Source organism: Serratia sp. MYb239 (genome assembly GCF_002966855.1).
Taxonomy (GTDB): Bacteria; Pseudomonadota; Gammaproteobacteria; order Enterobacterales; family Enterobacteriaceae; genus Serratia_B; species Serratia_B rhizosphaerae.
In genome coordinates, this window is record NZ_CP023268.1 from 2,924,541 (window position 1) to 2,938,485 (window position 13,945).

The 13,945-nt window shown below is 62.5% G+C and carries 15 protein-coding genes; 13 read left to right on the plus strand and 2 right to left on the minus strand.

The features are described 5' to 3' along the window. Positions 1-238 precede the first annotated feature (238 nt). The 13 genes from fliF (at position 239) to fliR (ending at position 10,964) form a co-directional block, all read left to right on the plus strand. Positions 239-1,921, plus strand: coding sequence for a flagellar basal-body MS-ring/collar protein FliF (gene fliF, locus CLM71_RS14085; protein ID WP_105231568.1), 1,683 nt, complete (start codon positions 239-241; stop codon positions 1,919-1,921). After that, a complete protein-coding gene (gene fliG, locus CLM71_RS14090) occupies positions 1,918-2,910 on the plus strand; it encodes a flagellar motor switch protein FliG (protein ID WP_105231569.1) in 993 nt (330 codons plus the stop codon). Before fliF ends, fliG begins: the two co-directional genes overlap by 4 nt. Next, positions 2,903-3,607 carry a flagellar assembly protein FliH gene (fliH, locus tag CLM71_RS14095; RefSeq protein WP_105231570.1) on the plus strand — a complete coding sequence of 235 codons (705 nt, stop codon included), beginning with the start codon at positions 2,903-2,905 and terminating at the stop codon, positions 3,605-3,607. Before fliG ends, fliH begins: the two co-directional genes overlap by 8 nt. Further along, positions 3,604-4,968: a flagellar protein export ATPase FliI gene (fliI, locus tag CLM71_RS14100; protein WP_105231571.1), complete on the plus strand. Its 1,365-nt coding sequence runs from the start codon at positions 3,604-3,606 to the stop codon at positions 4,966-4,968. Before fliH ends, fliI begins: the two co-directional genes overlap by 4 nt. Positions 4,969-4,988: 20 nt before the next feature. Continuing rightward, positions 4,989-5,435, plus strand: coding sequence for a flagellar export protein FliJ (gene fliJ / locus CLM71_RS14105; protein ID WP_105231572.1), 447 nt, complete (start codon positions 4,989-4,991; stop codon positions 5,433-5,435). After that, complete coding sequence (locus CLM71_RS14110; RefSeq protein WP_199776385.1) at positions 5,432-6,613, plus strand: flagellar hook-length control protein FliK; 1,182 nt, start codon at positions 5,432-5,434, stop codon at positions 6,611-6,613. Before fliJ ends, CLM71_RS14110 begins: the two co-directional genes overlap by 4 nt. Before the next feature lie 162 nt (positions 6,614-6,775). Continuing rightward, positions 6,776-7,264, plus strand: a complete 489-nt coding sequence (fliL, locus tag CLM71_RS14115; protein ID WP_105231573.1) for a flagellar basal body-associated protein FliL — start codon at positions 6,776-6,778, stop codon at positions 7,262-7,264. A 6-nt stretch (positions 7,265-7,270) separates the two neighbouring features. Continuing rightward, positions 7,271-8,275 carry a flagellar motor switch protein FliM gene (fliM, locus tag CLM71_RS14120; protein WP_015672814.1) on the plus strand — a complete coding sequence of 335 codons (1,005 nt, stop codon included), beginning with the start codon at positions 7,271-7,273 and terminating at the stop codon, positions 8,273-8,275. Further along, positions 8,268-8,684, plus strand: coding sequence for a flagellar motor switch protein FliN (gene fliN / locus CLM71_RS14125; RefSeq protein WP_105231574.1), 417 nt, complete (start codon positions 8,268-8,270; stop codon positions 8,682-8,684). Before fliM ends, fliN begins: the two co-directional genes overlap by 8 nt. Continuing rightward, positions 8,681-9,076 (plus strand): flagellar biosynthetic protein FliO, encoded by a 396-nt coding sequence (gene fliO / locus CLM71_RS14130; protein WP_105231575.1) that lies wholly within the window; start codon positions 8,681-8,683, stop codon positions 9,074-9,076. The genes fliN and fliO overlap by 4 nt, the downstream gene beginning before the upstream one ends. Then, a complete protein-coding gene (gene fliP, locus CLM71_RS14135) occupies positions 9,073-9,861 on the plus strand; it encodes a flagellar type III secretion system pore protein FliP (protein WP_232251561.1) in 789 nt (262 codons plus the stop codon). The genes fliO and fliP overlap by 4 nt, the downstream gene beginning before the upstream one ends. Before the next feature lie 48 nt (positions 9,862-9,909). Then, positions 9,910-10,179, plus strand: a complete 270-nt coding sequence (fliQ, locus tag CLM71_RS14140; RefSeq protein ID WP_105231576.1) for a flagellar biosynthesis protein FliQ — start codon at positions 9,910-9,912, stop codon at positions 10,177-10,179. A gap of 2 nt (positions 10,180-10,181) precedes the next feature. After that, positions 10,182-10,964 (plus strand): flagellar biosynthetic protein FliR, encoded by a 783-nt coding sequence (fliR, locus tag CLM71_RS14145; RefSeq protein ID WP_105231577.1) that lies wholly within the window; start codon positions 10,182-10,184, stop codon positions 10,962-10,964. A 181-nt stretch (positions 10,965-11,145) separates the two neighbouring features. Here fliR and flgL read toward each other — a convergent pair whose 3' ends face one another. After that, positions 11,146-12,111, minus strand: coding sequence for a flagellar hook-associated protein FlgL (gene flgL / locus CLM71_RS14150; protein WP_105231578.1), 966 nt, complete (start codon positions 12,109-12,111; stop codon positions 11,146-11,148). 16 nt (positions 12,112-12,127) lie between these two features. Beyond that, complete coding sequence (gene flgK, locus CLM71_RS14155) at positions 12,128-13,777, minus strand: flagellar hook-associated protein FlgK (protein ID WP_105231579.1); 1,650 nt, start codon at positions 13,775-13,777, stop codon at positions 12,128-12,130. Between the last annotated feature and the right edge of the window lie 168 nt (positions 13,778-13,945).

Genomic DNA, 13,945 nt, shown 5'->3' on the forward strand with positions numbered 1-13,945 from the left:
GTTGCTGTACGCCCGACACAATTTTGATGATGCACACCCTAGCACAGGCTTTTGCCGCTAAAGCGGTTAATTAACTGCAAAAAACGCGGCTTATCGGGCCATCAAAATCATCGTCCGGGGCAAATAATGGCATGCCCAAAATGGGGACAGTTTTAACCCGTCAAGTTATGTGCATCATGGAGTCTGTTTTGTCACCACACAACGCTAAGCATTTTGTTCAGCCAGGTAAGGGGCCAGCATGAGCGCCTCAATCACCAGCGGTGAAAACCGTGAAAATGGCCTTCAGGCCCAGTGGAACCGCCTGCGCGCCAATCCTAAAATCCCGTTGCTGATTGCAGCCTCCGCTGCGATAGCCATCGTGGTGGCGCTGTTGTTATGGGTGAAAAGTCCGGATTACCGCGTGTTGTACAGCAACCTGAACGACCGGGACGGCGGCGCGATCGTCACGCAGCTCACGCAGATGAACATCCCCTACCGCTTTGCCGATAACGGCGCGGCGCTGATGGTTCCCGCCGATAAGGTGCACGAAACCCGTCTGCGTCTGGCGCAGCAAGGGCTGCCGAAAGGCGGCGCCGTCGGTTTTGAACTGCTCGATCAGGAAAAATTCGGCATCAGCCAGTTCAGCGAACAGATTAATTACCAGCGGGCGCTGGAGGGCGAACTGTCGCGCACCATCGAATCGCTGGGGCCGGTGCAGAATGCGCGGGTGCACCTGGCGATGCCCAAGCCGTCGCTGTTTGTGCGTGAGCAAAAATCCCCTTCCGCCTCGGTCACTCTGACGCTGCAGCCGGGCCGGGCGCTGGATGACGGCCAAATCAACGCCATCGTCTATATGGTCGCCAGCAGCGTGGCCGGCCTGCCGCCGGGCAACGTGACGGTGGTCGATCAGGCCGGCCGGCTGCTGACGCAGTCCGACGGCAGCGGGCGCGATCTTAACGCCGCGCAGCTGAAATACGCCGGCGAAGTGGAAAGCCGCTACCAGCGCCGCATTGAAGCGATTCTGGCGCCGATCGTCGGCAGCGCCAACGTACGGGCGCAGGTAACCGCACAGATTGATTTCGCTACCCGTGAACAGACCGATGAACAGTACCAGCCCAACCCAACGCCGGAGAAGGCCGCCATCCGCTCGCGTCAGCTGAGCCAGAGCGACCAGATCGGCGGCCCGCAGGTGGGCGGCGTGCCGGGCGCACTCTCCAATCAGCCAAGCGCAGCGCCTGCTGCGCCGATTGAAACGCCGCCGGCCAATAACGCCGATGCCCAGACCAAGGCGCAAACCAATGCCGGCAACAACGCCGTCAGCGGGCCACAAAACAGCCGCCGCGATGAAACCACCAACTACGAAGTCGACCGCACCATCCGCCATACCCAGCACCAGGCCGGTACGGTACAGCGCCTGTCCGTGGCCGTGGTGGTCAACACCCTCGGCACGGATAAAGACGGTAAGCCAGTCATGATGGACAAAGCGCAGCTGGCGCAGGTGGAATCGCTGGTGCGCGAGGCGATGGGCTACTCCAGCGCGCGCGGCGACTCATTGAACGTGGTCAACTCGCCGTTCAGTGATGTAGAGGTCGGCGGCGGCGAACTGCCGTTCTGGCAGTCGCAGCACTTTATCGATCAATTGCTGAACGCCGGCCGCTATCTGCTGATCGCGCTGATTGCCTGGCTGCTGTGGCGCAAATTGGTGCGTCCGCAGTGGCAAAATCGTCAGGCGCAACAGCAGGCCACCGCCGCAGCCACAGCCGCACCGGCCCACGCCGCCGAAGGCGGCAGCAAACCCAGCAATGAGGAACTGGTGCAGCGCAGGCGTTCACAGCAGCGCGTCAGCGCCGAAGTTCAGAGCCAGCGCATCCGCGATTTGGCGGATAAAGATCCGCGCATCATCGCCCTGGTAATCCGCCAATGGATGAGTAACGAATTATGAGTCTGACAGGTACAGAAAAAAGCGCCATCCTGCTGATGACGCTGGGAGAAGACCGCGCCGCCGAGGTATTCAAACACCTCTCGTCGCGCGAAGTGCAACAGCTGAGCGGCACCATGGCCAGCATGCGGCAGGTATCGCACAAACAGCTGGGCGATATTCTGACGGAGTTTGAGGACGATGCCGAGCAGTATGCCGCGCTCAGCGTCAATGCCAGCGACTATCTGCGTTCGGTATTGGTAAAGGCGTTGGGCGAAGAGCGCGCCTCCAGCCTGCTGGAAGATATTCTCGAATCGCGGGAAACCACCTCCGGGATGGAAACGCTCAACTTTATGGAGCCGCAGAGCGCTGCCGACCTGATCCGCGACGAACACCCGCAGATTATCGCCACCATTCTGGTGCATCTGAAACGCGGCCAGGCGGCGGATATTCTGGCGCAGTTCGAGGAACGCCTGCGCAACGACGTGATGCTGCGAATCGCCACCTTCGGCGGCGTGCAGCCGGCGGCGCTGGCGGAGCTGACCGAAGTACTCAACAACCTGCTCGACGGCCAGAACCTCAAGCGCAGCAAAATGGGCGGGGTGCGCACCGCCGCCGAAATCATCAACCTGATGAAGACCCATCAGGAAGAGGCGGTGATCGACGCGATGCGCGACTACGACGGCGAGCTGGCGCAGAAGATCATCGACGAGATGTTCCTGTTCGAAAACCTGGTGGAAGTCGACGATCGCAGCATCCAGCGCCTGCTGCAGGACGTGGAAAGCGAGTCGCTGCTGATCGCCCTGAAAGGCGCGGAGCAGCCGCTACGCGAGAAGTTTCTCAAGAATATGTCGCAGCGCGCCGCCGACATTCTGCGCGACGATCTGGCCAACCGTGGTCCGGTACGGATGTCGCAGGTGGAAAACGAACAGAAGGCAATTTTGCTGATCGTCCGTCGTCTGGCGGAAAGCGGCGAAATGATTATCGGCGGCGGCGAGGATACCTATGTCTGACAGCAGCTCCCCACTCGCCTGGCAGCCGTGGCAGCTTAACGATTTAGCGACGCCGATGCCGCCGGAGGAGGACGCGACGGAAGCCGCGCCGATGCCGGCGGACACGACGCCTGATGAGGCGGAAAGCGAGCGGCAGCATCTGGCAGCGCTGCGCCTGCAGGCGCAGCAGCAGGGCCATCAGCTGGGCCATGACGAAGGCCGGCAACAGGGCTATCAGGAAGGCTATCAGCAAGGCCTTGCTGAAGGGCGCCAGCAGGGCATCGAACAGGGCGAACAGCAGCAGCAGCCGCTGACCGAACAGTGGCGGCAGATGGTCGGCGAATTCCAGCATACGCTGGATGCGCTGGACAGCGTGATCGCCGCACGCCTGATGCAGCTGGCGCTTACTGCCGCCAAACAGGTGCTCGGCCAGCCGCCGGTCTGCGACGGCACCGCCCTGCTGGCGCAGATCCAGCAGCTGATTCAGCAAGAACCGATGTTCAGCGGCAAGCCGCAGCTGCGTGTGCATCCCGATGATTATCCGCGCGTGGAGCAGCAGCTCGGCGTAACCCTGAGCCTGCACGGCTGGCGGTTACTGGCCGACGGCGATCTGCACCCCGGCGGCTGCAAAGTCAGCGCTGAGGAAGGCGATCTCGACGCCAGCCTGGCCACCCGCTGGCACGAAATCTGCCGCCTGGCGGCGCCGGGGGACGTATGACGACGCCCCGCCTCAGCCGCTGGCTCAGCGCGCTGGATACGCTGGAGCAGCGCATTCAACATGCGCCGCCGGTGCGCCGTTACGGCCGCCTGACCCGCGCCACCGGGCTGGTTCTGGAAGCCACCGGCCTGCAGATGCCGCTCGGCGCCACCTGCCTGATAGAGCGGCACTGCGCCAGCGAGATCCAGGAAGTGGAAAGCGAAGTGGTCGGTTTTAACGGCCAGCACCTGTTTCTGATGCCGCTGGAAGATGTGGAAGGCATCGTGCCCGGCGCGCGGGTGTACGCCCGTCTGGCGCCGGAGGGGCAAAGCGCCGGCAAACAGCTGCCGCTCGGCCCCGCCCTGCTCGGCCGGGTATTGGACGGCGGCGCCAAACCGCTCGACGGCCTGCCGGCGCCGGAAACCGGCTATCGTGCGCCGCTGGCCACCGCGCCGTTCAACCCGCTGCAGCGCACGCCGATCGAACAGGTGCTGGACGTCGGCGTGCGCACCATCAACGGCCTGCTGACCGTCGGCCGCGGCCAGCGCATGGGACTGTTTGCCGGCTCCGGGGTGGGTAAAAGCGTACTGCTCGGCATGATGGCGCGCTATACCCAGGCCGATGTGATCGTGGTCGGGCTGATCGGCGAGCGCGGCCGGGAGGTGAAAGACTTTATCGAAAATATTCTCGGCGCCGAAGGCCGCGCCCGTTCGGTGGTTATCGCCGCGCCGGCCGACGTGTCGCCGCTGCTGCGGATGCAGGGTGCCGCCTACGCCACGCGCATTGCCGAAGATTTCCGCGATCGCGGTCAGCACGTGCTGCTGATTATGGACTCCCTGACCCGCTACGCCATGGCGCAGCGGGAAATCGCGCTGGCGATCGGCGAACCGCCGGCTACCAAAGGCTACCCGCCGTCGGTGTTCGCCAAGCTGCCGGCGCTGGTGGAACGCGCGGGCAACGGCATCAGCGGCGGCGGTTCCATCACCGCCTTTTATACCGTCCTGACCGAAGGCGACGACCAGCAGGATCCGATTGCCGATTCGGCGCGCGCCATTCTCGACGGCCATGTGGTGCTGTCGCGCCGGCTGGCGGAATCCGGCCACTATCCGGCCATCGACATCGAAGCGTCCATCAGCCGTGCGATGACCGCGCTGATCGACCAGGAGCACTACCGTCGGGTGCGCGATTTCAAACAGATGCTGGCCAGCTACCAGCGTAACCGCGACCTGATCAGCGTCGGCGCCTATTCGGCCGGCAGCGATCCGCTGCTGGACAAGGCGATGGCGCTGTATCCGCAGATGGAGGCCTATCTGCAGCAGGGCATTTTCGAACGCAGCGGCTATGACGAAGCCTGTCAGCAACTGCAACAGCTGATCGTTTAACCACACGGGGGCCAGGCACGATGAAATCAGACTCGCCACTGCTGACGCTGCGCGACCTGGCGCAAGAGGCGGTGGAACAGGCCACTCAGCAGCTGGGCCAGGCGCGTCAGGCGCAGCAGGCGGCGGAGCAGCAGCTTTCCATGCTGCTTAATTACCAGGATGAATACCGGCAAAAACTCAACGCCACGCTGAGCCACGGCATGGGTTCCGCCAGCTGGCAAAACTATCAGCAGTTTATCGCCACGCTGGAACAGGCCATCAGCCAGCATCGCCAGCAGTTACAACAGTGGAGCCAGAAAGTGGAACAGGCGATGAAACAGTGGCAGGACAAACGGCAGCGGCTGAACGCCTTCGACACCCTGCATACGCGCGCGCTGCACGCCGAACAGCAGCGGGAAAATAAACGTGACCAAAAACTGATGGATGAGTTTGCTCAACGTCGTTCACACAGGAACAGTAACCTATGAACCTCACCCTTCTGCCCGGCCTCACGCCGGCAGGCGACGCCGCAACCGACGGCCTGGTGCCGGCTGCCGATAACGATGCGCTGTCATCGGCATTCGCGCAGCTGCTCGGCGAGCGTTTTCGCCCCGCCGGACAGCGCTCGGGCGTGCCGCAGCCTTTGGCCGCCGATGCGGAGCCGACGCCGGGCGATGGTGCGCTCAGCCAACTGCTGAACGTCCCGGAACAGTTCGAAACGCTGGCGAACCTCACCGCACGAGCGCCGGCCGACGCGGCGGTGGCGCAGGATGATACGTCGGAACCCCCGACCGTATCCGCACTGAAAACCCATGACGCGCCGGATGCCGCTACCTTACAGGCGCTGTTGGCTATGCTGCCGGCGATTGCGGCACCGCAGCCGGATGAACAACGCGCCGTCCCTGCGCCCGCGGATAACCGCCCCCCCGGCAGGCCGTCCGCCCCGGCGGTCTCATTGATCGGCGCATTGCATGACGATGCCGCGCCGTCTGCCGAGCGCGTCGCTACGCCGGTAACGCCTCGTCAGACGCCGGCAGCGCAAAATAGCGCGGCCGACGCCGCACCGCAGGCGATCAAAACGGACCTCTTCACCACCGATCGCGTACCGCTGAGTACCGATAGCGCATCGTCGCCGGCGCCGCAGCACGCCATGACGCCAGCCCCGCAGTTCACCGCATCACAACAGCCCGCAGCGGCGGTAGCGGCTCCGGCCGCGCCGCTGCTGAACGCGCCGCTCGGCAGTCCGGAATGGCAGCAGGCATTAAGCCAGCAGGTGCTGATGTTCCACCGCGGCGGCCAGCAAAGCGCCGAACTGCGCCTGCATCCTCAGGAACTGGGATCGCTGCAGATTACGCTGAAGCTGGACGATCAGCAGGCGCAGCTGCACATCGCCTCGGCGCACGGTCAGGTGCGCGCCGCGGCGGAAGCCGCCATACCGCATCTGCGCCATGCGCTGGCGGAAAGCGGCATCAATCTGGGCCAGAGCAGCGTTGGCGGCGACGCGACGCCGCAACAGTCGCAACAGCAGGCCTCACAGGAGCACGGCCGGTCGCCTTCCTACCGTGAGCAGCACAGCGGTGCGGATCTGCCGGCGGAAGCGACGGCCGCTCCGCCAACCCTGCAGGCGCTGGCGCGGGCGGTTGACGGCGTCGATATCTTCGCCTGACGCAGCGCGGCAAACGCCGAAGCTGACACGTTTTTCCCCGTCTATTCAGGCTATTGCATGCCGGGATAGACGGGATAATAACGCCATCTTTATCTCCCCTATTTGTCAGGGGGACGCACGGGCGAGCTCTGCGCGTGCCAATAACAGGAATTTGATTAAGTAATGTCACAAAATACCCTGCCAACGGCGCCGAAAAAGCGCCCGCTATTGGTCATCCTGTTGCTGCTGATCACCGTCGCCGCCTGCGGTGCGGCGGGTTACAGCTGGTGGCTGCTGCAACAAAAAGGCCACGGCGACGGCACCGCCGCAGCCAAACTGCAGCCGCCGGCGGCGCCGGTATTTATGCCGCTCGACACCTTTACCGTCAATCTGCTGACGCCGGACAACAACCCCGACCGCGTGCTTTACATCGGCCTGACGCTGCGGCTGCCGGATGAGGCGACGCGCCGCCGGATGAACGATTTTCTGCCGGAGGTGCGCAGCCGTCTGCTGATGCTGCTGTCCCGTCAGGAAGCCGCGCAACTGGCCAACGAACAGGGAAAACAGCAGCTGGTGGCGCAGATCAAAGAAGTGCTCAGCCCGCCGCTGGTTAACGGCCAACCCAATCAGGTGGTCAGCGATGTGCTGTTCACCGCCTTCATCCTGCGGTAATCCACTATGGGCGACAGTATCCTTTCTCAGGCGGAGATCGACGCATTACTCAACGGCGACAGCTCAGGCGATGAACCTGCGGCGATGGTCGGCAACGAGAGCGAGGTCAAGCCTTACGATCCCAATACCCAACGCCGGGTGGTGCGTGAACGTCTGCAGGCGCTGGAAATCATTAACGAACGTTTTGCCCGTCAGTTCCGCATGGGGCTGTTTAACCTGCTGCGCCGCAGCCCGGACATTACCGTCGGCCCGATCAAGATCCAGCCGTATCACGAATTCGCCCGCAACCTGCCGGTGCCGACCAACCTGAATCTGGTGCATCTGAATCCGCTGCGCGGCACCGCGCTGTTCGTGTTCGCCCCCAGCCTGGTGTTTATCGCCGTCGATAACCTGTTCGGCGGCGACGGCCGCTTCCCGACCAAAGTGGAAGGCCGCGAGTTTACCCCGACCGAACAGCGGGTGATCCGGCGCATGCTGCGGCTGGCGCTGGACGCCTACGGCGACGCCTGGAGCGCGATTTATAAGGTGGACGTGGAATACGTCCGCGCCGAGATGCAGGTGAAATTCACCAATATCACCACCTCGCCGAACGATATCGTGGTCACCACGCCGTTCCAGGTGGAGATCGGCGCGCTGACCGGCGAATTCAACATCTGCATCCCCTTCTCGATGATTGAGCCGCTGCGCGAACTGCTGACTAATCCGCCGCTGGAGAATTCACGTCAGGAGGACAACCGCTGGCGCGAAACGCTGGCGAAGCAGGTGCAACACTCTGAACTGGAGCTGATCGCCAACTTTGTCGACATCCCGATGCGGCTGTCGAAGGTGCTGAAGCTGCAGCCCGGCGACGTACTGCCGATCGACAAACCGGAACGCCTGATCGCTCATGTCGACGGCGTGCCGGTGCTGACCAGCCAATACGGCACCCTGAACGGGCAATATGCCCTGCGCGTTGAACATTTGATTAACCCTATTTTGCATGCTCTGAGTGAGGAACGGCCCAATGAGTGACCCGAAACAACCGTCTGGCGAAGAAAAGGAATCCGCCGACTCCCTGTGGGCTGACGCGTTTAACGAACAACAGGCGGCGGAAAAGCCGGGCGTCACCACCGAAGGCGTGTTCAAAACGCTGGAGGCGCAGGATGCCATCGGCAGTCTGCAGGACATCGACCTGATTCTGGATATTCCGGTCAAACTGACGGTGGAGCTAGGCCGCACCAAAATGACCATCAAAGAGCTGCTGCGCCTGTCGCAGGGTTCCGTGGTGGCGCTGGACGGGCTGGCCGGCGAGCCGCTGGATATTCTGATCAACGGTTATCTGATCGCCCAGGGCGAAGTGGTGGTGGTGGCCGATAAGTTCGGCGTCCGCATCACCGATATCATCACCCCGTCCGAACGCATGCGGCGCCTGAGCCGATGAGCGCGACCGTGCAGACCCACACCGGCCAGCCTGCCGAACCGGTCTTGCCGGCCGGTTCGGTGCTGACTCAGGTCAGCAGCGCGCTCGGCGGCGTGCTGCTGCTGATCGTGCTGGCGGGCTGGCTGTTTCGCCGCCTGGGTTTTACGCCGCAAAAACGCCGCGGCGCGCTGCTGAATCTGCGCGCCAGCTGCCAGGTCGGCCAGCGCGAACGCGTGGTGGTGGTGGAAGTGGACAACACCTGGCTGGTGCTGGGCGTCACCGCGCAGCACATCACCCCGCTGCATACCCTGAGCGCGCCGCCGGCCGCGCCTGATGCCGCCAGCGCCACGCCGCCGGCGGATTTTCGCCAGTTGATACGCAATGTCCTGCAACGCCCGGAAAAATCGGCATGAATGCACCCCAACGCCCTTCCTGCGCGTCGCCGACGCGCCTCACCCGTCTGAGCCGCTGCTGTGCGCCGGCGCTCACCGCCCTGCTGCTGATCAGCCCGCCGGCGCTGGCGCAACTGCCGGGCCTTATCAGCCAGCCGCTCGCCGGCGGCGGCCAGAGCTGGTCGCTGTCGGTGCAGACGCTGGTGCTACTGACTTCGCTGACTTTCCTGCCGGCGATGCTGCTGATGATGACCAGCTTTACCCGCATCATTATCGTGCTCGGCCTGCTGCGCAATGCGCTGGGCACCCCCACCGCGCCGCCGAATCAGGTGATGCTGGGACTGACGCTGTTTCTGACCTTCTTTATTATGTCGCCAGTATTCGACAAGGTGTATCAGGACGCCTACCTGCCGTTCAGCCAGGACAAGATCGCGCTCGACGCCGCCATGGAAAAAGGCGCGCAGCCGCTGCGCGAATTTATGCTGCGCCAGACGCGGGAGAGCGATCTGGCGCTGTATGCCCGGCTGGCCAATCAGCCGCCGCTGGCCGGCCCGGAAGCGGTGCCGATGCGCATCCTGCTGCCGGCGTACGTCACCAGCGAGTTAAAAACCGCCTTCCAGATTGGCTTTACGGTGTTTATTCCCTTTCTGATTATCGATCTGGTGGTGGCCAGCGTGTTGATGGCGCTGGGGATGATGATGGTGCCGCCGGCCACCATCTCGCTGCCGTTCAAACTGATGCTGTTTGTGCTGGTCGACGGCTGGCAGCTGCTGCTGGGTTCGCTGGCGCAGAGCTTTTATTCCTGACCCCGTTCCCTCCGGCGCTCAGCGCCGCACTATGCGGAGAGAAACGCAATGACTCCTGAATCGGTAATGGCGCTGGGCGTCGAAGCGATGAAAGTCGCGCTGGCGCTGGCCGCCCCGCTGCTGCTGGCGGCGCTGGTCAGCGGCCTGGTGGTCAGCCTCATGCAGGCGGCGACCCAGATCAACGAAATGACGCTGTCTTTTATCCCGAAAATCCTGGCGGTGGTCGCCACCATCATTATCGCCGGCCCGTGGATGCTCAACCTGCTGCTGGACTATATGCGCACGCTGTTTGGCAATCTGCCCAACATTATCGGTTAACCATGCTCAACCTCGACAGCTCGCAGTTCACCCTCTGGCTCAGCCACTATTTCTGGCCGCTGCTGCGTATTCTGGCGCTGATCGCCACCGCCCCGCTGCTGAGCGAAAAGCAAATCAGTAAAAAAGTGAAGCTGGGGCTGGGCGGGCTGATCGTCATGCTGATTGCGCCGACGCTGCCGGCCAGCGAGATACCGATTTTCTCCGCCGCCGGCCTGTGGCTGGCGCTGCAGCAAATCCTGATCGGCGTGGCACTCGGCCTGACCATGCAGTTCGCCTTTGCCGCGGTGCGCACCGCCGGCGAAGTGATCGGCATGCAGATGGGCCTGTCGTTCGCCACCTTCTTCGATCCCTCCGGCGGGCCGAATATGCCGGTGCTGGCGCGCTTGCTCAATCTGCTGGCGATGCTGCTGTTTTTATCCTTCGACGGTCATCTGTGGCTGATCTCGCTGCTGGCGGACAGTTTCCACACCTTGCCGATCGGCACTCGGCCCCTTAACGGCAACGGCTTCCTGGCGCTGACTCAGGCCGGTTCGCTGATCTTTATCAACGGCGTGATGCTGGCGCTGCCGCTGATCTGCCTGCTGCTGACGCTGAACCTGTCGCTGGGGCTGCTCAACCGCGTCACGCCGCAGCTGTCGGTATTCGTGATCGGCTTCCCCGTCACCATGACCATCGGCATCCTGACGCTCGGCATGATGATGCCGATGCTGGCGCCGTTTTGTGAACATCTGTTCGGCGAGGTGTTTAACCGGCTGGCGGATGTGCTCAGCGGCATGCGCAGTTAGCCCGCCGATTCCGCGCATAAAAAAAGCCCGTTGCTCCAAACCTTAGTGGGAAAAAGAGCAACGGGCCAAACGACTGCGCCCGGTTTGTAAGGGAATGGTCGCCCCGCGTCAGCACGGGACGTTCCCTTTCGCGCAGCCAAATCGGCATGCGCCGCCAACCGGCGGCGCACAATGGTCAGCGTTAGCGATTCATCTGAAACAACGACATGCCCTGCATATCGCCGAAGGTCTTATACGAAGCCTGCAGCGCGGCCTGCTGCTGGAAATAAGACGAGATAGCCTCGACAACGTCCACGTCGACCAGCGCGCTCATCTGGACCTGATTGTTCGTATCACGGACTTTGCCGATATTATCCAGCGTCTCAATTTCCTGCATCTGCGTACCCAGCTTGGAATTGACCGTCAGCACGTTGTTGTAAGCGTTATCCAGACCGCGCTGCGCCTTGTCCAAATCCGCCTGTACCTGTTGACGCGTCGCGTCGTCGGCGTCCTGCAGCGGGGTATTGAGCGCCTTGAGCGCCAGATCGATACTGTCAAACACGTTGCTCACCGGCGCGCTGCCGTCCGGCTCCGGCTTCGGGTTGCTGGTCAGCGACATAAAGATCGCATCACCGGTATAGCCGACGGTCATGGTGCGGTTGGCGTCAACCTTCTGCTCAATCGCCCGGCTGCTGCCCTGATACACCACCTTGCCGTCGTCCTGCTGGACAAACGGCGGCTGGTCGTCCTTAAAACCGCCGAACATATAGCGGCCGTTGCCGTCAGAGTTGTTCGCCTGGCCCAGCAGCTGATCTTTCAGCCCCTGCAGCTGGGTCGCCAGCGAGGCGCGGTCGTTATCGCTCAGCACGCCGTCGCCGGCGTTAACCAGCAGGCCTTTCATATCCTTGATGCTGCCGGCGGCGCTGGCGGTCACTTTCTCCGCCATGGTGATACTTTGCAGGGCGAACTGACGCGCCAGCGCATACTGGCTGTTTTCCGACTGGGACTGCGTCAGCATCACCGCCTGCGAGGCCGCCAGCGGATCGTCGGACGGCGTCAACACCCGGGTGCCGCTGGACAGATGCTGGGCGGACTTCATCCACAGCGACTGCCGGTCGGTCAGGCTCTGCATGTTTTGCTGATACATCATGCTGGTGCTCATACGCATAGTCTGGGTTCCTCAATCAACGGATGGACAGGAGAGCATCGAACATCGAGCTGGCGGTCTGAATCACCTGCGCGTTCGCCATGTAATACTGCTGGAAACGCAGCAGTTCGCCGTACTCCTCGTCCAGGTTGACGCCGGATACCGACTGCTGTTGTTCCGTCAGCTGCTTGACGATATTGCCCTGCGCAACGCTGTTGGTTTTCGCCGTGGCGGTCTGGTTGCCGACGTTGCTGACCAGGCTGGCATAGGCGCCGCTCAGCGTGGCCTTGCCGTCCACCAGCTTTTGCGTCTGCAGGTCGCTCAGCTTTTTCACGTTGTCGTTATCGCCGCTACCGCCGTCCTCGCTGCCGGCGGCGGCCAGCTTGCCGGCGTCGCTAATCACCACCTTCAGGTTGCCGGCCACATCGCTGACGGGCTTGACGGTGAAGCTGTCGTTCTTGTTGGCCGTGCCGTCGATGCCGACCCGCAGCCCTTCAAATTCCAGCGTCGGTTTACCGTCAGCGTCGGTGCCGGGGGTGGTGTTCACTTTGACGTTGTCCGACAGGCGCGTCACCTGCCAGTTGCTGCCGTCAAACTCGACGCGGTAATCGCTGGCCTGCACTTTGCCGGTATCGGTATAGCTCACGCTCAGTTCGGCGTCGCCGCTGTTGCGACTGTTTTCCACCACCCGGCCGCCGCTGAAGCTGAAGAAATCGCCGCCCGGTTCGCCATGAATATCAAAACCGGCGCGATGCTGCTGGTTAAAGCTGTCGGCCAGCGCCAGCACCATCTGCCCCAGCTGGTTACGTGCCCCGTCCAGCGCCTCACTGCGGAACTTCAGCACGCCGCTGACGCTGCCGCCGGTAATCTGCCCGGTCGGGATCTCGCTGGCGCCGTTACCGCGGTTATAGCCCAGCGTCAGCCGCGCCGGATCCTCGCTGGATGGCACGGCCTCCACCTGATAGGTATTACTGCCCTGCACCAGCGTCAGGCCGTTGGCGAAAGAGACGGTGTACGTGTCGCCGTCCTGCTGCGTCACCTGCACATTGACGATTTGGTTCAGCTCGGTCACCAGTTGGTCGCGCTGATCGAGCAGAGCGTTGGGTTCGCTGCCGCTGCTGCCGCGCAGGCGGGTGATTTCATCATTCAGTCGGGCAATCTGCTGGCTGTAGTTATTAATTTGTACCGCGCTTTCGCTCAGTTGCTGATTGACGCCGGCATCCAGATCGCGCAGATATTTATCGGCATTACCGATCTGGTTCACCAGGCCGTTGGCCTTGCCCAGCACGGTGTTGCGCGACGCGTCATCACCGGCGTTATTGACCACGTTCTGCAGGCTGGTGAAAAAATCCTGCATATTGGTCGACACGTTGTTGGTTTTGTCCGCCAGCAGGTTATCTATCTGCGAAATTTTTTCATAATAGGCGCTGTGGGCGCCGGCCTGGCTCTGTGCGCCACGCAGCTGATTGGTGATGAACTGGTTATATTCACGGTTCACGCTGGTGACCGTGACGCCGTTGCCGATAAAGCCGGCCATGGTGCCCATACCGCCGTTCTGCGCCAGAATGGCGGTCTGACGGTTGTAGCCGGCCACGTTGTAGTTGGAAATATTATTACTGACGGTGCTCAGCGCCACCTGCGCCGCATTCAGGCCGCTCATCGCGGTATTGATTAAGCTATTGGACATAGAGATTCCTTGTGCTGCGGCGCCGGAGGCCCACAGGGTTTCATCAGGTTGCTGAACGACGCCGCCCAGCCTGTCTGGGTTATCGGCCGGGCGGCGAAAAACTTGAGGGAAAACTCACGGCGGCGCGGCATGTGGAAAATACGTGACAGGGTTGGTGAATCGCTATTA

What these genes read in the sequence shown, in the direction of transcription:
- fliN (WP_105231574.1), top strand. Translation starts at nt 8,268, where the DNA reads ATGAGTGACCCGAAACAACCGTCTGGCGAAGAAAAGGAATCCGCCGAC.
- flgL (WP_105231578.1), bottom strand. Translation starts at nt 12,111, where the DNA reads ATGCGTATGAGCACCAGCATGATGTATCAGCAAAACATGCAGAGCCTG.
- fliQ (WP_105231576.1), top strand. Translation starts at nt 9,910, where the DNA reads ATGACTCCTGAATCGGTAATGGCGCTGGGCGTCGAAGCGATGAAAGTC.
- fliR (WP_105231577.1), top strand. Translation starts at nt 10,182, where the DNA reads ATGCTCAACCTCGACAGCTCGCAGTTCACCCTCTGGCTCAGCCACTAT.
- fliL (WP_105231573.1), top strand. Translation starts at nt 6,776, where the DNA reads ATGTCACAAAATACCCTGCCAACGGCGCCGAAAAAGCGCCCGCTATTG.
- fliP (WP_232251561.1), top strand. Translation starts at nt 9,073, where the DNA reads ATGAATGCACCCCAACGCCCTTCCTGCGCGTCGCCGACGCGCCTCACC.
- fliF (WP_105231568.1), top strand. Translation starts at nt 239, where the DNA reads ATGAGCGCCTCAATCACCAGCGGTGAAAACCGTGAAAATGGCCTTCAG.
- fliM (WP_015672814.1), top strand. Translation starts at nt 7,271, where the DNA reads ATGGGCGACAGTATCCTTTCTCAGGCGGAGATCGACGCATTACTCAAC.
- fliG (WP_105231569.1), top strand. Translation starts at nt 1,918, where the DNA reads ATGAGTCTGACAGGTACAGAAAAAAGCGCCATCCTGCTGATGACGCTG.
- CLM71_RS14110 (WP_199776385.1), top strand. Translation starts at nt 5,432, where the DNA reads ATGAACCTCACCCTTCTGCCCGGCCTCACGCCGGCAGGCGACGCCGCA.
- fliJ (WP_105231572.1), top strand. Translation starts at nt 4,989, where the DNA reads ATGAAATCAGACTCGCCACTGCTGACGCTGCGCGACCTGGCGCAAGAG.
- flgK (WP_105231579.1), bottom strand. Translation starts at nt 13,777, where the DNA reads ATGTCCAATAGCTTAATCAATACCGCGATGAGCGGCCTGAATGCGGCG.
- fliH (WP_105231570.1), top strand. Translation starts at nt 2,903, where the DNA reads ATGTCTGACAGCAGCTCCCCACTCGCCTGGCAGCCGTGGCAGCTTAAC.
- fliI (WP_105231571.1), top strand. Translation starts at nt 3,604, where the DNA reads ATGACGACGCCCCGCCTCAGCCGCTGGCTCAGCGCGCTGGATACGCTG.
- fliO (WP_105231575.1), top strand. Translation starts at nt 8,681, where the DNA reads ATGAGCGCGACCGTGCAGACCCACACCGGCCAGCCTGCCGAACCGGTC.